Origin of the sequence: Spiroplasma monobiae MQ-1, assembly GCF_002865545.1 — a bacterium.
Lineage (GTDB): Bacteria > Bacillota_I > Bacilli_A > Mycoplasmatales > Mycoplasmataceae > Spiroplasma_A > Spiroplasma_A monobiae.
Genome location: NZ_CP025543.1, coordinates 148,583 through 174,216, shown reverse-complemented (window position 1 = coordinate 174,216; position 25,634 = coordinate 148,583). Strand labels below are relative to the sequence as shown.

General features: G+C 28.2%; 13 protein-coding genes and 11 tRNA genes. 1 reads left to right on the top strand and 23 read right to left on the bottom strand.

Annotation, left to right across the window (positions count from 1 at the left end; genetic code table 4):
• The first annotated feature begins 8 nt into the window (after nt 1-8).
• On the top strand, nt 9-854 hold the full coding sequence (locus SMONO_RS00825; RefSeq protein WP_101780450.1) for a bifunctional 5,10-methylenetetrahydrofolate dehydrogenase/5,10-methenyltetrahydrofolate cyclohydrolase: 846 nt from the start codon (nt 9-11) through the stop codon (nt 852-854).
• On the opposite strand, the gene SMONO_RS00820 is transcribed toward SMONO_RS00825, so the two are convergent.
• From SMONO_RS00820 to SMONO_RS00710, 23 genes are all read right to left on the bottom strand, one after another.
• The gene (locus SMONO_RS00820; protein ID WP_101780449.1) at nt 851-2,674 is read right to left on the bottom strand and encodes a hypothetical protein; all 1,824 of its coding nucleotides are present in this window, start codon (nt 2,672-2,674) and stop codon (nt 851-853) included. The two genes, SMONO_RS00825 and SMONO_RS00820, sit on opposite strands and share 4 nt — an antisense overlap.
• An 85-nt stretch (nt 2,675-2,759) precedes the next feature.
• Nucleotides 2,760-3,326 carry a 4Fe-4S single cluster domain-containing protein gene (locus SMONO_RS00815; protein WP_245857239.1) on the bottom strand — a complete coding sequence of 189 codons (567 nt, stop codon included), beginning with the start codon at nt 3,324-3,326 and terminating at the stop codon, nt 2,760-2,762.
• A gap of 22 nt (nt 3,327-3,348) precedes the next feature.
• Nucleotides 3,349-5,160: an AAA family ATPase gene (locus SMONO_RS00810; protein ID WP_101780447.1), complete on the bottom strand. Its 1,812-nt coding sequence runs from the start codon at nt 5,158-5,160 to the stop codon at nt 3,349-3,351.
• Between the two features lie 8 nt (nt 5,161-5,168).
• Nucleotides 5,169-6,263, bottom strand: a complete 1,095-nt coding sequence (locus SMONO_RS00805; protein WP_101780446.1) for a hypothetical protein — start codon at nt 6,261-6,263, stop codon at nt 5,169-5,171.
• A 1-nt stretch (nt 6,264) separates the two neighbouring features.
• Nucleotides 6,265-8,538, bottom strand: coding sequence for a hypothetical protein (locus SMONO_RS00800; protein ID WP_101780445.1), 2,274 nt, complete (start codon nt 8,536-8,538; stop codon nt 6,265-6,267).
• A 3-nt stretch (nt 8,539-8,541) separates the two neighbouring features.
• Nucleotides 8,542-12,402: an AAA domain-containing protein gene (locus SMONO_RS00795; protein ID WP_101780444.1), complete on the bottom strand. Its 3,861-nt coding sequence runs from the start codon at nt 12,400-12,402 to the stop codon at nt 8,542-8,544.
• A gap of 91 nt (nt 12,403-12,493) precedes the next feature.
• Nucleotides 12,494-14,911, bottom strand: a complete 2,418-nt coding sequence (gene leuS / locus SMONO_RS00790; protein ID WP_101780443.1) for a leucine--tRNA ligase — start codon at nt 14,909-14,911, stop codon at nt 12,494-12,496.
• 101 nt (nt 14,912-15,012) lie between these two features.
• The gene (gene mgtA, locus SMONO_RS00785; protein WP_101780442.1) at nt 15,013-17,703 is read right to left on the bottom strand and encodes a magnesium-translocating P-type ATPase; all 2,691 of its coding nucleotides are present in this window, start codon (nt 17,701-17,703) and stop codon (nt 15,013-15,015) included.
• 225 nt (nt 17,704-17,928) lie between these two features.
• Nucleotides 17,929-18,005 (bottom strand) — tRNA-Ile (locus SMONO_RS00780).
• A gap of 114 nt (nt 18,006-18,119) precedes the next feature.
• Nucleotides 18,120-18,195: transfer RNA gene (locus tag SMONO_RS00775), tRNA-Phe, on the bottom strand.
• 5 nt (nt 18,196-18,200) lie between these two features.
• Nucleotides 18,201-18,277: transfer RNA gene (locus SMONO_RS00770), tRNA-Asp, on the bottom strand.
• Between the two features lie 3 nt (nt 18,278-18,280).
• Nucleotides 18,281-18,356: transfer RNA gene (locus SMONO_RS00765), tRNA-Met, on the bottom strand.
• Between the two features lie 7 nt (nt 18,357-18,363).
• A tRNA-Ser gene (locus tag SMONO_RS00760) sits at nt 18,364-18,456 on the bottom strand.
• Nucleotides 18,457-18,500: 44 nt separating this feature from the next.
• Nucleotides 18,501-18,577, bottom strand: a tRNA-Ile gene (locus SMONO_RS00755).
• 27 nt (nt 18,578-18,604) lie between these two features.
• Nucleotides 18,605-18,681: transfer RNA gene (locus SMONO_RS00750), tRNA-Met, on the bottom strand.
• Nucleotides 18,682-18,688: 7 nt separating this feature from the next.
• A tRNA-Ala gene (locus tag SMONO_RS00745) sits at nt 18,689-18,764 on the bottom strand.
• 26 nt (nt 18,765-18,790) lie between these two features.
• Nucleotides 18,791-18,867, bottom strand: a tRNA-Pro gene (locus SMONO_RS00740).
• Between the two features lie 43 nt (nt 18,868-18,910).
• Nucleotides 18,911-18,987 (bottom strand) — tRNA-Arg (locus SMONO_RS00735).
• 164 nt (nt 18,988-19,151) lie between these two features.
• A tRNA-Cys gene (locus tag SMONO_RS00730) sits at nt 19,152-19,226 on the bottom strand.
• Nucleotides 19,227-19,321: 95 nt separating this feature from the next.
• Nucleotides 19,322-22,507, bottom strand: coding sequence for a spermidine/putrescine ABC transporter permease/substrate-binding protein (potCD, locus tag SMONO_RS00725; protein ID WP_101780441.1), 3,186 nt, complete (start codon nt 22,505-22,507; stop codon nt 19,322-19,324).
• The gene (potB, locus tag SMONO_RS00720; RefSeq protein ID WP_211277584.1) at nt 22,474-23,484 is read right to left on the bottom strand and encodes a spermidine/putrescine ABC transporter permease; all 1,011 of its coding nucleotides are present in this window, start codon (nt 23,482-23,484) and stop codon (nt 22,474-22,476) included. Before potB ends, potCD begins: the two co-directional genes overlap by 34 nt.
• Nucleotides 23,477-24,532, bottom strand: a complete 1,056-nt coding sequence (gene potA, locus SMONO_RS00715) for a spermidine/putrescine ABC transporter ATP-binding protein (protein WP_101780439.1) — start codon at nt 24,530-24,532, stop codon at nt 23,477-23,479. The genes potB and potA overlap by 8 nt, the downstream gene beginning before the upstream one ends.
• 267 nt (nt 24,533-24,799) lie before the next feature.
• Nucleotides 24,800-25,624: a Cof-type HAD-IIB family hydrolase gene (locus SMONO_RS00710; protein WP_101780438.1), complete on the bottom strand. Its 825-nt coding sequence runs from the start codon at nt 25,622-25,624 to the stop codon at nt 24,800-24,802.
• Nucleotides 25,625-25,634: the final 10 nt, after the last annotated feature.

The following is a 25,634-nucleotide window of genomic DNA, read 5'->3' as shown; positions in this document are numbered from 1 at the left end:
TTTAAAATATGAACAAAATTATTGATGGAAAACAATTTGCTCAAGAATTAAATACTAACCTCAAAATTAGTATAAATCAATTAGAGGGAAAAAGAAAACCAAAATTAGTTATATTACAAGTTGGAGATAACCCAGCAAGCAATAAATACATTAAAAATAAATTAAATGCTTGTGCTAAAGTCGGGATTATTGGTGAACTTAAAAAATTTGAAGAAGAGATATCACAAAAAAAATTAGAGAATGAAATAATAAAAATAATTGATGATAACGAGGTTGATGGGATAATAGTTCAATTACCTCTACCAAAACACATTGAAGAACAATTAATTATAGATTTAATTCCTGCAGGTAAGGATGCTGATGGTTTTAATCCTCAAACACTCGGAAACGTAATGCTAAATAATTCAAAAATATTCCCAGCAACACCTTATGGTATTCTTAAGTTACTAGAATGAAAAAAAATTGATCTAATTGGAGCTAATGTTGTTATTGTTGGGAGAAGCAATATTGTAGGAAAACCTCTTGCAAACATGTTAATAAATAAATCTGCAACAGTTACTATTTGTAATACAAAGACAAAAAATTTAAAAGACATTTGTAAAGAGGCAGACATATTAATAAGTGCGGCAGGTGTTGCAAATCTAATAACAAAAGAATTTGTAAACAACAATATGACAATTATAGATGTTGGTGCAAATTTTGTGGATGGAAAATACTGTGGAGATGTTGATTTTGATAATGTATTGGAAGAAGTTAAACATATAACACCAGTTCCTGGGGGGGTTGGTCCAATGACAATAGCTTGTTTGTTGCAAAATACTTTTACTTTATATAAAGAAAAAGAGAACCTTTAGTTCTCTTTTTTATTTTTTATAGATACATTAATAATCAATAAAATTATTGCTATTACTGCAAATATTGACATCAGTATTATTAATCCTAATAATGATGTCTTTGTTAATAATATGGTTGTAAAGAACGTAACAGCTATTATCAAAGAAAAGAATGCATTCCCCATCACATGATCAATTATCATTGCAAGCGGAAACTCTTCATCGCCAACCATAGTTCTAAATCTTTGAGCTTTAGTTTTTTCTATTAAAGCATACGATGTTCCAAACACAAACATTAACAAAGTAACTATAGAATAGTAAACATAATTTACACTTTCATAATGCATAAATAAATTGGAAGTTAAGAAAGCAATAAATAAAATCACAGAAAATATTGTTGTTGCCATCGCTATTCTGTTTACATTAGTATTTTTAAATTTAATGTTACTAAAAATTGCTTGAGCAATGTATTTCAATATAAATCCAGAAATTAAAAATAGTAAAACTAATAATTTATTCTCTGTTCAATTTATTTCGATTCCATTACTTGTAAAAGAAATAAAATAGAAAAGTACAAGTGATCAATCTAAAAATTTAAAAAAACCAATAAAGTAATTTTGTATAAAGACTTCTGAAAAGAATTTTTTATTATTTTTTAATTTTGCAAATAATCCTTTTTGAATATCAAGAACATTTCCTTCTGACATTATATTTTTATTCATTGAAATCAACAAAACTATTGTAATCCCAAAAACCATAAAAAAAGCAAGAACATAAACATTACCTACAAAATAATTTAAAAGAAATGGTAATGGTAAAAGGACAAATCCAAATAATGAATTATATTTTGATGTTTTATTTTTTAAATTATTTCTTTTTTCATAGCTTTTTATAGACTCTATATTTATTGGTAAAAATCCTGCTATAAAAATTCCAAATAGTACCAATCCCGTAAATAAAAAACCTATTGTCATAGCATTTTTATTTGTTGCAAAAGAACTAAATGTAAATATCAAAGCAAATAAAACTCCAATAGAGTTTATTCTTAGCAGATTTTGATTTCCAATTTTTTTTGCCAACTTCATTCATCCCGGTGTCACAAATAACATAAGTGTAGGAACAATAATAATAGCTGAAAGGTAATTTATATTATCCAATTTTATAACCATTGCATATGGAACATAACTGAAATAAGAAATTAAAAGCATTAGAGAAAGTACCATTGAAGTTATTTGGATATTATAATTATTTTTTTTATCACTAAAATTTTTCATATCAAGTTCACTTTCTACTATATACTCTTTAAACTTATTATTAAAAACACTTGGATGCTTTTCTTCCATCCTTATCATAAACTTTAATATTTGTTTTAAAACAATTGGTATTAAAAAGCAATACATAAAGAAAATTACATAAGCTTCATGTAAATGTAATAAATAGAGAGCATAGCCTTCAGTTCTTCCGTAAACTACAATCGAAATCAAAAGGTATAGAGTTGTTATCATCAAGCCAAAAAATGGAGTTGATATATAAACTATTGATCTATTTCTTAAAATAACTTTCTTAAGAAGAACTATAAAAATATTAAATATTAAATACATAGAACTAGTTGCTGCCCAATACAATGGATCGGAAATTATAATAAAACTTAAACCAGCAATACCAATTGTAGATATTAATGATATTTTAGTTTTAAAGAACAATCCTGTAATTATTATTACAAGGAAAGTTAAATCAATTCCTAGTTGTACTGGAAAAATTAATTTTAGACAAGCCCCCACAGATAAAAGCATTGCTGTTATTGTGATGTCAAAGCTTATTCTTTTTTTGTTATCTTTCATCTTATTTTCCTTTCATTAAATTCTAAAAAGGAAAATTGGATCAAAAATCTAGCATACTCTTAGTTAAAAAGTTCATTTAAGTCTCCTATTTTAATTTGAAATTAAACTGACCATTTTCATCATCAAAGATTACACCATCTCCATTTATTGAAATTCTATTATTGTAAATTTGAATTTCCGCTTCAGAGTGTGGCTGTTCAAAATAATCACAATCTTTATATCTATCAGTTATTTTTATAACTCTTTGATTTTTGCTTCCTATTAATCTTCTGTTCTTATCCAACATTTTCATGATGAATGGTCCATCAATTAATATATCAATATTTTCTAATATTTCTTTATATTCATCCAATATTTTTTCGTAAATGTACCCAGTAAAACAAATTACTGTTAAGTTATTTTTTTGACATCAAATAACAAGTTCTTTTAAACCATCTGGTTGCAAAAATGGCTCTCCACCAATTAATGTAACCCCTTCAATATCAAACAATTGTTTAGCTTCTAATATTTTTTCATAAATATAATCATTAGGCATGAACATTTTCTTTTGAAAAGAAAGCAACTCTTGATTAGAACAACCATTACATCCTATATTACATCCTTGAAACCAAATTACAAACCTAGTTCCAGGGCCCTCAATTTCACTATTCATTAAAAATTTACCAATATTCAAATTAGCCATTTATTGAAAAGTTTATTTTTCCTTCACCAGATGAAGTTAAAATTTTAGTTCCTGGTTTTATATTTTGTAAGTTTTCAAAAATAAATTCTGAAAGCGGGTCAACAAGATTAGTTTCTAGTGAGTTAAGAACATCACGCCCACCACGTCTTTCATCTGCATTTTTTAGCATTATCGCAATTAAATTTTGATCATTTAAATCAATATGTAATTCAGCTTTATATTTTTCATATATAGCTATTTGAATTGGTTTTACTTTTTGACGAATAATTTTTGATTTTAAACTTAAATCTTTAATAAAGTTAAATGGAACAATGTTGTTTCCAAATCTTCCTAAAAGTTCTGGTCTATTTAATTCATTTGTAAAGTGTTCTTGAACTTTTTTTATAAATTCATTGTGAACATCTTCAGTACTTTGGTTTGGATTTACATCAGCTGCTCCAATGTTTGAAGTGAATATGATGAATGACTCACTAAAACTTACAGTTTGACCTGTGTTGTCAGTAAGTCTACCATCTTCTAGTATTTGTAAAAACTTATCAAATATTTTTGGACTAGCTTTTTCAATTTCATCAAACAAGATTACAGAGAAAGGTTTTTCTTTAACAGAATTTGTTAGTTGTCCTCCACCTTCAAATCCAACATAACCAGGAGGTGCTCCTATTAATTTTTGATCTGCATTGTCTTGTCCATACTCAGACATGTCAAATCTAATTAAATTTGCTTCATCATTAAACAAGAAAGTTGTTATTGCTTTTGCAAGTTCAGTTTTACCAGTACCTGTTGGTCCAACAAAAAATAGAGTTCCTTTTGGTTTACTTCTTTTTGAAGAATAAGTTATACCAGTTAATCCTGTATAAGCTTTATAAATTACTTTGGCAACTTTTTCAACAGCTTCATCTTGTCCGATAACCTTTGAAGCTAAGTAGTCTTTTATTGTTAACATTTTTTCATAACTTAACTCTTCTCATGGAGAAGTTTTTTCTCCATAATTGTAAATATTAAACATTTTTGTAAAAGTTATTGGAGTTTCAAAATTACAACTAAATTTAGCAAAGTGTGAAAGTTCTTTTAACGTTCATCCCTCAGTTGCATCAACAATATTATTAAATTCTGTTGAAATATCTGTAACTTGAATTCTTGATTTAATTGTTGATAGGAATTCTTTCCTTTCTTCTCTACTTGGTTTTGGTAAAGTGGAAATTATTATTTCAGGATTATCTAAATATAAACTTGGTGGTAGTTGATTAATTTTTTTAGTTAAGAAAATTATACAACTTGTTAGTTCATCAATTTTTGCAATTGAAAATTCAGATTCCTTTAATGTTTTAGAAAATTCCGTAAGAACAGCTCTATCATCAATGTCTAATCCTTGATCACTAAAAACAAAGTTTGTGTAATCAGCAACAAAACCTATTTTTCTTTCATCTTCTCTGTTAATATTTTTATTTAAAATCGCAAAAAAATCAATTGGTTTCTTTAATTTTAATTCATCTTTTCTTTCTGGTTTATCATTGCTTCCGCCACCAAATAACTCATCAAATTCACTTGCAGCAGATTCACCTTGTCCTTGATCGGCAGACGTTAAAATAAGATTGGAAATTTTCTTACCTTTTAAACCTGAGTTTTGATCAAAAATAAATTTATCTGAGTACTTTTTTTCTTCAAAAATATTCATAATTATTTCATGAATATTTATGTACTTACCTTCAAATTCATAAATATCATCAATGTTACCTTCGATTATTATTGCTTTTTTAATTCCTATTAAATTTTTTAATTGACTTAATTCTCTTTTTACACTCATATTTCCACCTACTTGTTTGAGTTTGAATTGCTATTTTTATTTTTAAACATTTGTTTATTTTTAGCAATGTACTTTGGCTCTCTATATTGTTTATTGAATTCGTCACTTGAATGCAAGTTAAATTCTTTCAATTTACTTAAAAAGGCTTGTGCATCAGCATCATGTTCGTGCCCATCAAATCCTTCTCAGTTATAAATAAAACTTCCATCTAATTTTACAGCAAAGTCAGCTGTTTCTCCACTTGGTTTTTCTCCATGGATAAGTATCATATTTTTTTCTTCAACTTTTCTTATATTGTCTTCATTAACAATATAACCAACTTCTCTAATAGCATTAACTATTTTAATAACATTATCTTTTCTAACAGCTTCTTGTTCTGCTATTTTTGAAGAGTTAACAAAATAGTTCTTCATAGTTTCTTGAAAATTATTAGAGTCTTTTGAGCCCATAAAGTTTTTAGCTTCACCTCTTATTGCTTCAACTAAATCTTTATCTTCGCTATATAAATCAATTGAACCCGAGACGATTTCTTTTGCAATTACACTGTTTGAGGCTTTTCTATTTTTAAGTTCTTCTAAAACAAATTCATAGATTTCATTACCTTTTTTATTGATCAATATGTGTTTATTTTCATCAAACATTTTTTTTATATAAAGTTTGTCTTCATCATCTTCATATTTTTCTATTAAAGAATTCTTTAAGTTTTCCAAATCTTCAAATAGGTTTTTATCTAATGCTTTTAAAATATTTTCTTGTTCTTTTGCAAGAACATCCTTTTTGAAACTAAAAACCTGTGCTTTAAATTCAGCAATTGAGTCTCTCTTTCTCTCTGCATATCTTTGTATTTCATGATATGTTTCGATAGCGACATGTGTATCGGAAGACAATTCTCTTTCATAAGTATTTTGAGCTAAATCTTCTTGTTCTTTAGTTAGTTTATTTAATAATTCTTGTATTTGGTTTTTGTAAAAACCAGAGTTATCTATTTGTTCACAATGACCTATTAATTCTTTAATGTACTTTATTAAAGCATCAATATCTCTTTTTATGAAAGCAAATTGCTTCTCGCAATTAACCAAGATTTCTTCAGCTGTCATACTCATTTTATTTTCCTCCAAACATTTCGCTATATTTTGATAAATCAAATTGTGTGTATTCTCTCTTTTTACCAAAAATGATATTTAAAGCTTCTTTAAATGCTTTATCATTATTTTTTAGTATTTTATCCACGGCACTAGAGTTTTTCTCTACGTTTTTTACTCACTCTAATTTTAACTCAATTGGCATATTATATATCTTTTTATCTATAAATTCATTTAATGCATCTTCTACTTTGTTAATATAACCACCAGCTATTATTTGAATTTTATATTCAATCATATCATCAGTTATTGTAGAAAATTGTTCGCTTTTGTATTTATAGTATGACTTATAAAAGTCAATTAAAGAATCTGAGAGATTAATTAAATACTGATCAAAGTTTTCTATATCCAATGAATTGCCCACCAATTCCATTAATGAATTTAATAGATAGCTATAGTTGTTTTCTACAAAAGCATAATTATTCATATATAGTTCTTTTGTAATTTTACCTATTGTATTTAATGTATTTGCGTGTTGAGTTCATACATCAGAATTGTATTTATTCTCATCAAACATTTCAGCTCTATTATTGTTTTTGAAATAATCAGTTAATATATTTAATGAATTTCTAACATTAAATTTTCACCCATCAACTGAGTTCTTTCTTAAAAAATCATTAATTTTATAGATATTATCAATGTTATTTTGAATATCTGCTTGATTAAATATATCCAGTATGTTTTTGGTATCAACAAATTTATAGTTTCTAACTATTTCAAATAACTCATCATCAGTTCTCTCTTTAGAAACATTTACTATAAGATTCTTAGCTACTCTATCAAGTATCAAGAATAGCTTTCTGTCTTCTGCTTCAGACAAGTACTTTTTCATTTCAGAATAGTTTGAACCACTATCCGTTGTTTTACTTAAGTAATATTCAAGAGCCTTAGAAACTTTACTTTCTAACCCTACTCTTTCTAGAACTAAATATATATTCATCGCCAATTCATAATTTGCTTCTAAAAGCGATTGTTCAAATTTTTCAATAATAGATTCAATATTTGTTTTAAACATTGCATAGAGATCTAAAATTTTATTAGAATTTTTATAAGCGTAAAGAACTGGAATATTTAAATTTATTGATTGAATATTTTTTTCTGCCACTAAAAAGGCTGTTGAGGCATTTTTTGAATCCAAATATATGAATGAATTTGACTGTAGAGTTTCATTTTCTATATATCCAACATAAAAAATAACTTTACCATCAATAATATCTATTACTTTGTTATTTCTTTTTGAATTATAAAAAATTATTGTTTCAATATTTTTTGTTAAATCTTTATTCTTTATAATTTCGTTATCAGATTCAATGTATTGATCATTTATAAGGATTAAATTATACGTTGTTTTAACATTTAAATTAGAAAGTAAATCTGGTGTTGATATAAAATTTTGCATATCTGTAAAGTTTGTTTCTGGTCTAAATATTTTTTTAAGTTTATCTTCATATTTTGTTGCAACATCTTTTAAAATTTCTGCAGATATATTTGGATTTAATCTTAAATAGTCTTCTAAATTTTGATTGTCAGTTTTAACTTTAAAGGTCCCGTTGTCAAAAATTTCAATTCAACTCTCAATTGCAGCAGTATCATTTTTTGTGTATTCTTTAAAGCGACTAACTTCATTTATAGACTCTTGACCTTCCAATAAAATATCTTTCAAGAATGAATCATCTCCAAAAATATCTGATTTATCTTTCATAAAATCTTTTGACTTAGAAAAAATTAATTCCTTATTTTCTAATTGAGAATTATCGAAAGGAATAGAAAGTCTGTGACTAAACTTCAAATCACTAACCCTTTTATTTCAGTTTGCCTCTTTTAATATTTCAGTTTTTCTTGTAATAGGATCTATAAAATATTTAACATCTTGAAATTTATTATCGTGAGAGATTGTGTAAGTTCCCTTTTTAAATTCTTTTTGTATTTTTGCATCTATATGAAAATTATCAATCGAAGTATTCATATTAAGAGACCCAATACCAGCTCTAACTTTATTTATTTCAATAACTTTAAAATTAATAAGTTCTCTTAAAGCTCTTTCAAATAAAGATTGGTTTTTTATTTCAAAGTCTTTTTCAAGAATTTCTTGTAGATTTTTGGTTTTATCTGGATGTTCAATAATAATTAACAAAATCAAAAATTCCATAAACGTAGGTTTTCTGATTTCTGAATATTTAATTTTTAAAGGCAGACAAACTTTGTCATATAGAATTTCAATTTTATTAAATATCATTTTTTAATCCTCCATAATTTCACTTGGCTGTAGTAAACAACCTTCAAAGTCAAGTTTAGCAATTATATCTGCATAGACTTGATGACTGTTTGATACGTTCGGGTCTTCTACTGTAGGAATTTTTACAGTTATATCATTCACAGCTCTTTGTGCACCAATAATTACAAGAAGTTCTCTTGCTCTTGAGAATGCAACATTTATTCTTTCGTACTTTTTCAAAAAGTCTCTTCCAGATTTTGTTGATAATTTTTCTGGGTTTCTTACCATATTAACGATTACGTAGTCTGCTTCTTTTCCTTGGAAATCATCAACTGTATTTATTACAATTTCTATGTTTTTAAATTTATTTGATTTAATTTCTCTTTTTAGTTTATTAACATGTAATCCATAAAAACTAATTATTGCAACAGTTGGTTTGATTTCTGTTTTTTTATCTTCAACTGCTTTATTTATTTTTTCTAAAAGTTTTTTTGTTAAGTCTATTTCAAGATCATTAAATAAACTTGTTGAGAAGTCTTCGCTTTGTTCAAAATTAGTTTCATTTCTTAAATTGTTTGTTGAATCAACCCAGTAAACAGAACTTCTTGAATCGATTATATCTTTACCAAAGTGATTTGTTATTTTTAGGTCATGACGCTTTTGCTCGCTAACTTGAGATTCAACCTTCAAGTTACCATCATAAAATTTATTTACAACATCCATTATTTGTTCATGACTTCTATATTGAGTTTTCAATATCGTTGTTATAGTTTTGTTTCTTGCTCCAATTAATTTTTTAAATGCAGATTCATCAAGTAACTCATACATTAAGTTGTAATTATATTCTTTACCAAAATATTTATTTACATCGTCAACATCACTTGGTTGTAGTTTTAAAATCGGTGGCAACTGTCTATAATCACCAACAAGTATTAATGCCTTACCATAAATTAGCGGCATTAAAATTTCCAATAATGTTGCTTTTGAAGCTTCATCAATAATAACAACATCAACATCCATGTTCCTCAAATTTAATTCTTCCAATCCCAATTTCGTTGCGAAGTTATCTTTATTGAATCTAAATAAATTTGTTGAAGTTAATGTCATTGAATATACATTAACCAAATTATCTAAAATAGATTGTATATATCTTTGACTATCTTTGAACATTTGTCCTGAAAAATCTTTTGAAGCAAGCTCTTCTTCAAAGTTATCTGTTATTTTATAATTATCATTAAGATATTTAATTATTTCTGAGTAAATATCAGAAAAGTTTTCCTTTCTTTCTTTACTTTCTTTTAATTTGATTTCTAATTTATTTAATTCTTCTTTAATTTGTTCTTCAAGATCTACATCAGTTAATCCTAAATTTAAATTAAATTTTTGATTAACTGTTTTAAGTAAATCTCTTAACTCTTTTGCATTAGAACCTGAATTTTCACTTAAATTATTTTTTGTAACTGTAAGTTCATTCTTTTCAATTTCCAATTTGTTAATGTCCATTTCAGAAACGTTAACTGTGCTTTCACTTTGTAAACTCAATTCTATTTCTAATTTCAAACTTTTTAGGCTAGTTACAAAATTATTAAAAATACTATTTAGTTCAGTTATTTTTGAATCCATTTTTAATATTTGTTCTAGTCCAGCAATTTTACTTTCTTCTTTTTCTGCCAAATCAAAATCAGCATTTCTTCTAAACTTAATAACATTTGCTTTGCAAATTTTTATTTCAGCAAAAGTTTCATTTTTAAAATATACTTCATTAGCAACTTCTTTGATTAAAGAATATATATTTGAAAAATCTTTTGGTTCAAAGTTTAAATTCATATATATGAAATTATTTAATTCAAATTCTATAGAATTTTTAAAGCACTCTAAAAGTTTTTCGCTAATATTAACAGTTGCATCAAAATCTTTAGTATTTAGAATTTCAATTAAATTATCTGTGTTAATTAATTCTTCTTTCAAATAATTTTTGCTCTTTATTTTTTCTAAATTATTTTCTTTATAAGAAATTATTTGCTTATTAAGTTCATCAATTTTTTCTTGTATTGATCTTATTTGTGTGTTGTTTTGGTGAAAACTTTTATTTGCATTTATTAATCTTTCAAGATCATTTTTATAAGAATAGAATTCCCTGATTGAACTCTCATCATTATTCATGTCATCAAAAACTTTTTTACCAATAGCTTTGTAATAGTTATATAAAACTCTATCTGGTGAGTAGTTGTTTGCAGATTGAGTTTTCAAGTTTAATTGATTAGTTAGCCTTATTTTGTTTAAGTTTGGATCAATTGGTAATCTATCCACAACGTTTTTTATAGCTTCGTGATTTTGACTTGATAATAAAACTTTTCTATTCATTTTAGATAATTGGTTTATTATTTCAGAAATAACTTGTGTCTTACCAGTACCCGGCGGTCCTTGCAAAATAAAAATGTCTTTTGTATTTACAGCTTTTCTAACAGCATCTTTTTGCTCATTATTTAGATTAAATTTGAACTCATCATCTTTTATTTCTACATCATTTGAAACTTCGGATAGCTCAACCAACCTTGTATTGAACAAGTAGTTAACTAGGTATGGATTCTTTGTGTTACCATCAGATATTTTTTTTATTACTTGTTTGGATCTTTCAATTAGAACATCTTCACCAATTCCTGTATAGGCAATATAACCAGAGCTTAAATAATCTAGATTATTTTTGACAGTTAAAAGAGAATCTTCAAAATCCATTTCCACTTCAAAACAAATTTTTTGAATAAATCAGTTTTGCATTTCATTTGGGTTTTCTTTTAATAGAGTTTCAAACTCATTTCTTTCACCAAGAAAAATTGTCTTTGGATTTCTTGATCAATAGTTTGCAAAACTTATTGTGTCTTCTGAAGTTCCTAGCATAGTTGATAAAGATATTATATTTTGTGTCTCATTTGTTTTTTCAAAATCAAAATCAAAAATATCATGAATATTTTTTAGAAGTTCATGAGTAGTTGTTATGTTTTTATTTCTTTTTATCGGAACCAAAGATAAATCTTTAGTTTTTTTAATTTTGTTAACTTTTTCAATATCATCTGCTAGAAGATCTAGAGTAACTACATTTGTAAAGTCGAATGTAGTTCCTTTGCTTTTTAATATATTTTCTGAATTCACAAATAAATACTTAAAGCTTTTTGATTTGAATTCTTTGATTTCATATTCTATTAAATCATTTGAAAAATGGTTTTTATCTATTCTTATAACTTTCGTTGCTTGAGCACCCAAATAAGGTAAGGCTTTTTTTCTCTCCAACATTAAAAGATCTTCACTAAATTCTAGATAGTTAAGTCATTTTTCTTTTTCTTCTTCAAAAGTAGATAATAGTTTTCCTATTTCTGAAATGTTTGATGAATTAAGTACATTCCTTCTTATCAATTCGTCATCTTTTATTTGCCCTTGATTTCTTATCAACAAAATTTGAGATTCTTGAATAATTGTTTCAAATTCTTGGGCAACAGGTTTTAATCTAGTCATAAAAATGGAACTAATTGTTAAGGCTGCATTTTTTGTGTCAATATTAACGTAAAAACCTAAGTAAGTTCCTTCGGGCAGCAATGATTGATTCTTTGAATCTAATTCAATTCTAATTATCCCATTATAAGATGTTTTACTTGTGTCTTTTTTTGAAAGTTGCCTAGTTTTATCATCCAAAAGACATATGAAAGATTTTTTTGCCATTGAATTTCTTAAGAAATTTTGAAAATCTAAATATGTTGAAACTCCTTTAATATCTAATTGATCTATTATTTGGTCTAATGTTGCGGGACTTTCTTTAAATTGTACATTTTGTAAAAATGAAAAGTCTAAAACTATCTCTTTAACACCATTATTTTCAATAATATTTGACATAATTTTACCCCTATCTATTTACACTTTTATTATTATAGCATTTTTAGGAAATTAAAAAATATCAACCATTTTACTGGTTGATATTGAAATACTACTTAACAACTATGTTGACAATTTTATCTGGAACAGCAATTTCTTTAACTATATCTTTTCCATTAATTTGTTCTTTTACATTATCAAGTTCTTTTGCCATCTTTATTAATTCTTCCTTTTCAGTTCCCTTATCAACTTCAAAAGTACCTCTAAGTTTTCCGTTAATTTGAACAGCAATAGTCACTGTTGAAAGTGATAATTTAGATTCATCATGAGTTGGTCAAACCTGTAAACAAACACTGCCTTCATTACCTGTTTTAACTCATAACTCTTCAGCTAAGTGGGGCACATAAATAGAAAGCATTTTTATAAAGTTTAAAATATATTCTTTATAAACTGGTTTTTCTTCCTTGTAAACGGCATTTACAAACATCATTAATTGAGAAACTGCTGTATTGAATTTACAATCCTCAACCATTTGGGTCACTTTTTTAACAACATCATTGTAAACAAAATCTAAGTTACCATTATTTTCATCTGTTAACTGAGTGTTTTCAATCATTCTAAACACTCTATCCAGTCATTTTCTAGCTCCATCAAGACCTTTAAAACTTCAAGGTAATGACGCCTCTAAAGGTCCCATAAACACTTCGTAAAGCCTTAAAGTATCTGCTCCATGTGATTCAATTATGTCGTCAGGATTAATTACATTACCTTTAGACTTACTCATTTTTTCACCATTATCAGCTAAGATCATACCCTGATTTATTAATTTTTGGAATGGCTCTTTTGTAGGGACAACTCCAAGATCAAATAATACTTGGTGTCAGAATCTAGCATAAAGCAAGTGAAGAACGGCATGTTCTTGACCTCCAATGTAAAGATCTACTGGTAATCATTTTTTAAATAATTCCATTGCTTCATCTGATTGAATGTCTACAAGTTCATTAGGACTTGTGGTCAATATGTAAGCTAAATAGTATCAACAACTTCCGGCTCATTGAGGCATTGTATTTGTTTCTCTTTTTGCTTTTTGACCATTGTGTTCAATATTAACTCATTCAGTTAAATTTGCCAAAGGTGATTCACCAGTTCCAGAAGGTTTTATATAATCAGTTTTTGGCAATTCTAACGGCAGTTCTTTTTCATCAACTAAAGCAATTTGCCCATCCTCCAAGAACAATACAGGGAATGGTTCACCATAAAATCTTTGTCTTGAGAATAGTCAATCTCTTAATTTATAATTAATTTTTCTTTGTGCTTTATTTTCTTTTTCAAGCTTTTCAACAACTATTTTAATTGCTTCAACTCTATTCAAACCATTTAGGAAATCAGAATTGATTAAGGGTGATTCACCAACAAACGCTTTTGAATGATCGCTTGTTTCTAAAACATATTTTAAAGGTAATTCGTATTTAGTTGCAAATTTTCAGTCTCTTTCATCATGAGCAGGAACAGCCATTACAGCTCCGGTTGCATATTCATTTAAAACATAATCCGCCACTCAAATTGGTAATTCTTCTTTTGTGATTGGATTAATCACAAAACTACCTGTAAATACACCCGTCTTGTCTTTTGAATCGTCTTGTCTTTCAACATCTGTTTTAGTTTTTGTCAAAGAAATATATTCTTCTACTTTATTTTTGTTTTCTTCAGTTGTTAATTTTAAAACTAGTTCATTTTCTGGCGCCAAAACAACATAAGAAACACCAAACATAGTGTCAGCTCTTGTTGTAAAAACATCAATTTTTTCAGCACTATCTTTAACATCAAAATTGACAATTACACCTTCAGATTTTCCAATTCAGTTTTTTTGTAATTCTTTTACTGAACTTGGTCAATCTAATTCATCCAGACCTTCAAGTAATCTATCTGCATAATTTGTAATTTTTAAAACTCACTGTTTCATTGGTTTTTTAATAACTTCAAAACCACCTACTTCAGAAACCATTTTACCATTTTCTAAAATAACTTCTTCGTTTGCAAGAACAGTTCCCAATCCTTCACACCAATTAACATTAGCTTCTCTAATTTCTGCTAATCCTTTTTTGTAAAGTTGTTGGAAGATCCATTGTGTAATTTTGTAATAGTTTGGATCACTTGTATTAACTTCTTTATTATAGTCATAACTGAATCCAAGTTTTTTTAATTGATTTCTAAAAGTAATGATATTTTTAGATGTGAATTCTCTTGGATCATTCCCTGTTTTTAAAGCGTACTGCTCGGCAGGTAAACCAAAAGCATCTCACCCAATCGGGTGAAGAACATCATATTGTTGCATTCTTCTCATTCTTGCAAATACGTCAGTTGCAGTATAACCTTTTGGGTGACCAACATGTAGTCCCGCTCCACTCGGATATGGAAACATATCTAAAATATAAGCCTTTTTGTCTTTATCACTCGTTGTTCTATATGTATTATTTTCTTCTCAAAATTTTTGTCATTTCTTTTCAATTGCTTTATGTGAAAATTCCATGTTATTACCTCTTTTATTAACTTTATTATTTTACATTAAAACTTTATTTGTGTTAATCATTTAAACTGAATAAAGAAAAACTTAAACATAAGTTTAAGTTTTTACAATCATTCTTTAAACATTTTAATGTATAACATTTTAATCGCTTGTGCAAGCATCATATAAGCAGCCACAAAACCTAAAGCAATTGGTAGGAATGTCATCGGTGGTACACCCATTTTCATACCCTGACTTATTGCTGGGATGCTCATAAATCCATATGGTACAATTACTGCCATTGAACATACAAATATTGTTGACACTGTAACTTGTCATGAACCATTTGATTGAATAAATGGTATTTTTTCAGTTCTATACATTTGCATAACAGCTGTTTGAGTCATTAATCCAACAACGAATCAACTACCATTAAATACAGCCAATGCTTCTGGATCAGGTTGAGCTACACCAGAACCGATACCTGGATTTACAATATGATATCCATATAATAGAACCAAGAATGTTGATATATCAAATATTGAACTTACAGGACCATTTATAACTGTAAATCAAATAATATTTTTAGTTCTTAAAGGTCTAGGTTTGTCAGTGAATTTACTATCAACTTTATCGAATATAAATGCAAACATCACTATATCGTATAATAAGTTTTGTGTTAACAAGTGTAGTGGTTGCATTGGTTCTGCCATAGTTAAGAACAATGCAACAAGAACACTTAACACATTTCCAAAGTTTGAAGCAACAGTAACTTTAATATATTTTAATATATTGGCTAATGAAACTCTTCCTTCATGAACTGCCGCGCTAATTGGTAATAATGATTCTTCCATTAAGATAATGTCTGCAGCTTCTTTTGCTATGTTTGATGCTTCATCAAAAGAAATAGCGACATCAGATTCTCTTAATACTGGTGCATCATTAATTCCATCACCCATGAATCCCACAACATGACCTTGTTCTTTTAAAGCTCTAATAATTGTTGATTTATGTATTGGACTTAACTTAACAAAAACATTTCCTTTACGAACTGCTTTGTGTAATTGTTCTTCGCTCATTGCTTCGATTTCTTTACCTGAATATAATTTTTCAATTTTAAAATCAACTTTTGAACAAATAGCTCTTGTAATAACTTCGTTGTCTCCGGTCAATACTTTTGTAGCAATTCCCTTTTCGGCTAATTCTTTAATAATTTTTTTTGAAGTTTTCTTTGGTTCATCAAAGAATGTACCAAATCCATAGAATACCAAATCTTCTTCTATATCTTCATCTTCTAGTTGGTTATGAGCTATACCAATAACTCTGAAACCATCATTATTGTAATCATCTGATTTTTTAATAATTTTATCAATGTGTTCTTGAGTTAGTTTTACAATGTCACCATTTATATAAATACGGTTACATACTTTTAAAACCTCTTCAATTGCCCCTTTTGTAAATATTTCTTTTTCTCCGTTTTTTGATAAGATCACAGACAATATCTTTCTTTGGAAGTCAAAAGGAACTTCTCATTCTTTTGTATATTCATCAAGATTTGGTGCGCTTATGTTTTTGCTAAGCAAAACTGCTTGATCAATTGGATTTTGGAATCCAGATTGGAAATAACTATTTAAATATAAAACATGTTCTATCATTTCATTTTTTTGACTTTTAATATCAAAAACATGATCTAGCTTAATTTCACCACTTGTTATTGTTCCGGTTTTATCTGTACATAAAATATCTATTGCACCCATATTTTGAACAGCGTTTAAATTTTTAACAATAACATTTTCTTTTTTAATTTTTGAATAACCCCTCGAAAGGTTTGCAGTAACAATTACTGGCAACATTTCTGGAGTTAAACCTACAGCTATTGAAATAGCAAACATTGCAGCTGCAAATCATTTATCATCAATTTCACCAGGTCTTAAACCAAAAACCAAAAATACTATTGGTGTAACTGCAAGCATAAATGAAATTAACAACATTGTTATTTTTCAAATACCTTTTTCAAATGAATTCTTACTTCTTTTTTCAGTAACTTTATCATTTATTGCTGAGAAATAAGTTTTTTGCCCTGTTTGAATTACAACACAAAGCGCTGATCCGGAAACAACTTCTGTTCCCATATAACAAACATTTTGATATTCCAAATAACTTTCTTTTTCATTAGTTGTTTTCTTTTGAACAGGAAATGACTCTCCAGTTAAAGAAGATTGATTTAAATATAAGTTATTTGATCAAATAACTTTTACATCTGCTGGAATTAAATCGCCATTTGATACATATATTAAATCACCAGGAACTAATTCTGAGTTTTCAATTTGTTCATGTTCTTTAATTAACTTAATTGAATTAGCATTATCAATATCTTTTACTTTGAAATCAACACCTCTAATAGTTTTAGTCATGTGCTTATTTTCAAATGTCATTTTTTTAATAACACTAAAAGCTCTTATTTCTTGGACAAAGTAAATTGTTCCACTTATTAAAATCATTGTTAGAACCAATAAAGCACCAACCAAATCAGATGGTTCTGGTTCTTGTGCATATTGATAGAAGCTAAATGAATCTATTACAATCAAAATTAGATTGAATGGACTAAAAAATGATTTGATAAATGAAAGTAAGTAATTGAATTTCTTTTCTTTTAAGCTATTATCTCCAAACTTTTCCTTTTGTATTTCAACTTGTTCTTCTGTAAGACCAAAGTTAGAAACTTCAAGTTTTTTTAATGTTTGAGCTTGATCTAATTTAACAAACTCGGAAATTTGATTATTATAATTATTATTTAACTTTTTCTTAGTTCTCATAACATCGTTCTCCTTATTTATGAAAGCTAACTTAAATATCTATTTTGACAATGCAAAAACAGATGGTAAATTAGCAATACTTCTTACCGTTTTATTTTTTATTAATATTTCTAACTGATCGACGGAAGGAATACTCATATTTACCACCTCTTTTCTAAACCGCTATTATTATACCTACATAAAAATAAAAAAACACCCTTAATGGGTGTTAAATATTTTTCTTAATGGTCGGAATAAGTGGACTTGAACCACCGACCTCACCCTTATCAGGGGTGCGCTCTAACCAGCTGAGCTATACTCCGTAAAACAATATTAATTATAGAATATTAACTTTTAAAATACAATTAAAAAATTAATTTTTTTTGATATTTTTGAATAAAAAAACGTCATTCTATGACGCCTCTCGTTTTCATAAATGGTGGTTTTGGACGGAGTTGAACCGCCGACACATTGAGCTTCAATCAATTGCTCTACCAACTGAGCTACAAAACCGATAATGGCGACCCCAACGGGACTCGAACCCGTGATCTCCTCCGTGACAGGGAGGCGCGATAACCAACTTCGCTATGGGGCCAAATGGTTGCGGGGGCAGGACTTGAACCTACGACCTTCGGGTTATGAGCCCGACGAGCTACCAACTGCTCCACCCCGCGATAAAAATGGCGGAAGATGAGGGATTCGAACCCCCGCTCGGGTTTCCCCGACTCTCGGTTTTCAAGACCGACCCCTTCAGCCAGGCTTGGGTAATCTTCCGTATTTTGTTTTGCCCCTTCATGATCATAATAGAGTCATCATGATGGTGGACCTTATTGGACTCGAACCAATGACCATCCGGTTATGAGCCGGATGCTCTAACCAACTGAGCTAAAGGTCCAAAATATAAAATAAACAATAAAATATATGGTAGCGGGGAAGAGACTTGAACTCTTGACCTCCCGGGTATGAGCCGAGCGCTCTAACCAGCTGAGCTACCCCGCCATATATATGGTGGACCCGAACGGGATCGAACCGTCGACCCCCTGCGTGCAAGGCAGGTGCTCTCCCAGCTGAGCTACGGGCCCATATATAAATAAAATATTAAATTAAATGGTCGGGAAGACAGGATTCGAACCTGCGACCCTTCGGTCCCAAACCGAATGCTCTACCAAGCTGAGCCACTTCCCGAAGTATATGAATATTTAATAATATTCATGATTGCTCTCAATAATGGCGCGCCCTAAGGGACTCGAACCCCTAACCTTTTGATCCGTAGTCAAACGATCTATCCAATTGATCTAAGGGCGCATTTTTGTGTGAAAACAACCAAAAATATTATATTACATTTTGTTCTTTTTTTATCAACTTTGTACAAAATTGACAATATTTATTATAGCAAATAAAAAAACAATATGTGTCTTTTTTAATAAAATAAATAAAAAAGAGCACTATTTGCTCTTTTAAATTCATTTTGGAGGTACCAGTCGGAGTCGAACCGACGATCAGGGAGTTGCAGTCCCATGCCTTAGCCTCTTGGCTATGGTACCATTACCTAAATGATTATACTAAAAAAAACTAAAATCTAGTATAGATTAATCATAAAGGTTAAAAAAATAAAAACCCTTAAAAAAGGGCTTTAATTCTAGTGTTTTGTAGAAATTATTTGGTTAAATTTATCAACAAGATAATTATCTATTTTTTCATCAAAACCAAATGCAGAGCCCCTATTACTTGGAGTGAATCATTTAGCCCATTCATCACCTTGTTTCATACCATAATCCAACATTTCATCAAATGCTGTTGGCATACCAGTTTCATCAATTAAGGCTTTTTGAGCTTCTCTTTCATACATAAAGTTTATAAACTTGTATGTTGCATCTAAATTTGAGTTAACACTTGAAATAACAAGGTTGTCACTTCATAAGTTAGTTGATTCTTTATTAACTTTTTCTCCGTCAATAAATACATTTTGTTGTAAATTAGCGTCAGGAACGCCTGAAACGACTGTGAATTTGTAGTCATTTGATTCATTTTCATTTTCTAAATTAGAAATCGAATCTTCTTCTGCTTCACTTTCAAAATCATCTTGCATTGCATAAATTAGGTCACCATTATACATAACAGCAATATCAAAATCTTTATCATGAACTTTATCTAACAATTGATCTCCATAAAGTCCTACATTTCTGTGACTTACTAATGTATCTATTTCTTTTGATACATTATCAACTTGCTGTTGTTTTGAAATTTTGTTATTCAAATCATTAATTGCTAAATTATCTTCTGCTTGTACTGTTCCATATAATTTTTGGAAACCATACATAAACACATTTTTTGGATCTTCGTTTAATGCTAAATTGAAGTTTGCATTAGCAGCTTCTCACAAAATATTTCAAGATAATTTATCTTCATTTACAATATAAGGTTCATTTTCGTAATTTTCATTTGGATTATTGTTTTCGTCTTTATTTTCTTCTATTACACCTTTTGCAGATAAGAATTCTACCAATGGTTCGTTATGAATAAATTTTCCATTTTCATATTCACCTAAGTTAAATACAATTCTTACATCACCCCAGAATCAAGGTATTGAGTAATCTAGAAGGTTTGATTCCACCCCTTCAGCGTCAGTAAACTCACTATTTTCATGAACTTTTCTAATACCTTCATTGTAATGTAATTCATATCCGTCATCATTTTGACCTTCACGAACTTCATTTTCAGTTTCTGTTTCTACCACTTCTTCACATTCTTGTGGATTTGTTCTACCGTCAGGTGCAGCAATATTTTCAACTTTACATCAATCAATTCTTTGTAAACCACCCTCTGTAGCTAGTTTTTCAACCATGTAGTCACTTGGAACCATAATGTCATAGTTAAATGTATAAGTCTTGTTATATAATGATTCATTTGAATCATATTGTTGATAATTAACTTTTAAACCTGTTTCTTGTTCAAATTCTGTAATTAATTCTGGGTCAATATAGCTTCCTCAGTTACCAATTGTTAAGTCATAAATGTTATTCATAACATAAGCAGTTGTTAACAATGAGAATGACCCTAAAAGGGCAGTTCCCATAGTAAGTTGTTTTCAATTTCTTTTAATTCATCTATTTGATTTTGGAACATAGTTCTCTTCTAAAACATCAGGGAAATATTTATCTTTTTTGGCTTTTACGTGTTTGTTTACTTTATCAAGTTTTTCTTCACTTGTAGCCAGTTTAGATCTTAAATCCTCTGTTGCATCTTCAAGTTTTTCTTTTCTTAAAGTTTTTAATTCAGCTAATTTATTTTTGTAGTTTTCATTTTCTTTATCTAAAAATTCAATTTGTTTGTCGATAGATTCAACTAAAGATATTTTTCTAAATACTTTTTCTTCAATTTCTTTAAATTGTTTATATTTAATTTCTGATTTTTCTTGATTGTCTTTTTGAATTAGGGCAAGTTTTTCAATAGTAACTCTAAGTTTATATTGGTTTCTTCCCTCCAATAAACTATCTCTTTTTATTGAAAGAACTTTAATTTTCTTGTTATATCAAGAAACTAATTTAGCACTTGGATTTTCAAGTCCGGCTAACTCTTCTTTTAAATCTACAATTTGTTGTCCAATGTCGTGCGATCTTTCCTTATCAATTTCATTTCTGTTATTTATTCATTCTATTTCCTTATCATATTTGTTAATTTTTCTATCTAATTTTGATAGAACTTGTTCGTACCTTTTAATTTTTTTATCATTAGTCATTAATTTAATTTTTGACTCTATTTGAGATTTTTTAATATTTAATTTTTTAAAAATAGTAAAGTATCTTTTTTCGCTTTTAATTTCTGATGAAATTAATTCCTTTTTTCATTCTAATTTACTAATTTTTTTATTATTATTTTTATTATTAAGCGCTCTAATTTGAAATTTAAGCAATCTATATTGAGCTAACAATTTCAAATTTTTAGATCTTTCAATTTTTGTTCCTGTTGAAAGACAATTTTGTAAATATAGAATTTCATTTTCAATTTTTGAAATAAGTTTAATTTTATATTCACCTTTTTTAATTTGTAATTTAACTTCTTTTGATCTTTGGATTGAAAATGTAATAATGTTTCAAACCAAAATAATAAATACAATTGATGCAACTAATAAAGTTCCAAATGCATTTATATAAGGTTGCATTCTTTTTGCGGTATAAATGAAAGTTGAAACATTAGTTTGTCCTCCACCTGTAAAGTAAGAAATAATAAAGTCATCAAAACTCATCGCAAAACAAATTGCAGCAGCTGTAATAATACATGGAGTTAAGATTGGTAAAACAACTTTATAGAAAGTTTGTCTTTGGTTTCCACCCAAGTCTTTTGATGCTTCTAAAACATTTTTATCAATTCTATTCATAAATGGCAAAACTGTAATAATTACATAAGGCACGTTAAATGAAACGTGTGCAGCAATTAAAGTTACAATACCAAACTTAACACCAGCTAGAACAAAAATTAACATTAATCCAACAGCAGTAATTACATCTGCATTTACTAATGGAATGTTTGCTATTCTAACTCAGTTATCAGCTGTTCTTTTTCTTATTTTAGTTAAACCAACTACAGCCATCATACCAATAATTAATGAAATTATTGTTGAAACCATTGCCACAAACAAAGAGACTGTAATTGATTTCATAAACGGTGAGTTAGTTATTAGTTTTGAATATCATTCTAAACTAAATCCACTTCAACTACTTGTGCTATTCCCAGAGTTAAATGAGAATAAAATCATAACAGCAATAGGAACATAGATGAATAACATCATTATTAAGAAGTAACTTGATTTGATGAATTTTTTCATTTTTTAGATGCTCCTTTCACCTCGAATTTGTTTGAGATTAACTTCATAACCCCCATAATTGCAAATAAAAGCAAAGCCAAAACAATAGCTATTGTTGCACCAAAAGTAAAGTCTGTACCCCTAAAGAAGTAGTTCTCTATAATGGTTGTAATTAAATTTATTTTTCCATCACCCATATATCTTACAATCAGCAATGATGTTGCTGCTTGTACTAAAACTAATGTAAATCCAGCAAAGACTCCTGGTAAAGATTGTCTAAAAGTTGTTTGTCAAAAAGCTCTTGACTTACTTGCCTTTAAATCCAAAGCAGCTAAATAATAATTTGGGTCTTGATTTTCAATTGCATTATAAATTGGTGAGATTGCAAATGGTAAAAACATGTACACCATACCAATAACAACTGCAATTGGAGTTCCTAAAACACTTGGAGAAATTAATAAGAATAAACTTCTTAATCCAAGTATTTTTAGAATCATACTTATTCAAATAGGCAACGTCACTAACACTCAAACATTTTTAGCAAGCATTTTATTTTTCAGTTGAGCCATAACCAAAGCAATCGGATATGCACAAGCAACACAAATTAAACTTGCAATAAATGCATAAAGCAAAGATAAAAACATAACATATAGAATTGATCCTGATGTTAATAATTTTATAAAGTTTGTAAAGTCAATTTTAAATTTAATACTGTTCCCAGTTGCTTCAACTATTGCAAATATAACTATTCCAAGTAGTGGAAGTACAACTAAAAATCCCATTACAACCATAAAAGGGAGCATAATAGGTCAAACCTTTCCCCTTAGTCCTTTTACGATTTTAAATTCTGCTATTTTATCTTTAAATTTAACTTTTGGTATTTCTATTTCTATTTCTGTTCCTTCAGATTCAATGTTTTCAATATCGTCTAATTCTTTTTCGAATTCAACATTATTTTGTGTTTCAATAATGTCTTTTTCGTTAACTAAATTATTCATCAATTTCTTTTCACATTATGTGTAAATCTTCTGGATTTCATTTAATAGAAACTTCTTTATCAAAATCATGGAATTCAGTTGTGTGAACTATATACATTCTATTTTCTGTTTTAATAGTAATTTCATAGTGCACACCTTTGAAAATTATGTTTTCAACCGAACCATTAAAGAAACCTTTGTTTGGTTCTACAATCTGTAAATCTTCAGGTCTTAAAACAATGTCGATATTTTCTTCATTGTCTCCAAACCCTTTATCTGTACAGTCAAATTCTTTTCCATCAAATTTAACTTTTAAGTCTTTTATAAATACACCATTTCCAATAACATTAGATACTCCAATAAAGTTTGCAACCCACCTATTTTCTGGTTCGTTGTATATTTCTTCTGGTGTACCAATTTGTTGTATTTGTCCATCGTTCATGACCACAATTCTATCACTCAAAGTCAAAGCTTCTTCTTGATCGTGAGTTACCAAAATAAAAGTAATTCCTATTTCTTCTTGTAGTTCTTTTAATTCATCTTGCATTCTTTTTCTTAATTGAACGTCAAGAGCCGACATTGGTTCATCAAGTAGTAAAATTTTTGGTTTCAAAACAAGTGCTCTTGCAATAGCAACACGTTGTTTTTGACCACCACTAAGTTCATGAACTCTTTTATTTTCCATTCCCTCAAGAGAGAATTTCTTAATATATTTCATTACTTCTTTTGTGATTAAGTCTTCTTTCATTTTTTTAACTCTTAATCCATAAGCAATATTGTCATAAACATCATAATGCGGGAAAAGTGCGTAGTTTTGAAAGATTGTGTTAATTTGTCTTTTATTACTTGGTATTGGGGTTAAATCCTTACCTTCAAATAACAAATCGCCAGTATCTTGTTTTTCTCTACCACCTATTATGTTTAAAGTAGTTGTTTTTCCACACCCAGAAGGTCCTAAAAGAGTTATGAACTCTCCTTCTTTAATATTAAAACCAACACCTTTTAAAACAACTTTTCCATCATAACTTTTAGTAAGATTTCTAATCTCTAAAATATTATTGTTGTTCATAATATGTTCTCCTTTTAAAATATTAAATTTTTAACGCGTAATCTTAATTAAAATATATTACGCAATCAGGAGGAGCATTTCGGTCTCTAAAACCTTTTCAAATCATTCAACACGAGTAATTACTACGTTAAATCATTCCGAAATTAGATATTGATTTATGTTTATTACACTTTGCAATTTCATAGTAATCCTCCCTTGTTTTTTCATAAGATAATTATATATATATTTTATTTTATTTTATGAAAATTATAAAAAATAAAAAAAGTGCTACTTAGCACTTTTAAGCAATTCTTTTATGATGTAATGACCTACACCGTGGCGTTTATTTGTTTTTGTTGAACCACTAGCTATTTCTTTTAAATCTTTTTTAGAATTTCCCATGGCAATTCCGTGACCAACTCATTTTATAGCTTTAATATCATTGTCACCATCTCCAAAAAACATTATATCTTTTGAGTCAATTCCATAATTTGCAGCAACTTTTTGTAATGCATAAAGTTTATCTACACCTTTTGGATTAACTTCAATATTTGAAGAGTGAGGAACATAACTTCAAGAGAACATTTCATAACCTTTTGGTTTTAAATCCTCTTTTATTTTAGCTATTCCTTTTTTGTTACCATAAATTATTATTTTGTATGATTTCCCGTCTATTTCATCTCTGTTGTATTTAATTAATTTTCTTCCAGAAACTTTTTTAAGAACATAAGTGAAAAAGTTCTTTTTAACAACATAAGAAACATTAGGATCTTCTGCATAACTAAATGTGCTTAACCTGTATTGTTTTGCTTTGTCATAAATTGTTTTAAAGTCGTCCATTTCAAATAAGTGTTCTTCAATCAATTTAGGTGTTGCTAAACCATCGTATTTATAAGTTGCTCCACCATTTAGGGTAATTACATATTCGTGAGCTAAATCAATTCCAATTGCTTTAGCAACTTTTACAGCTCTTGTTATATTTCTACCTGTCGCAATACAAATTTTTACACCTTTTTTACGTGCTTCATTTATTGCGTTGATATTTTTTTTAGATACTAAATTTTTCTTTTTAACTAAAGTCCCATCGACATCAAGCGCTATTAATTTAACCACAATTTTCTAC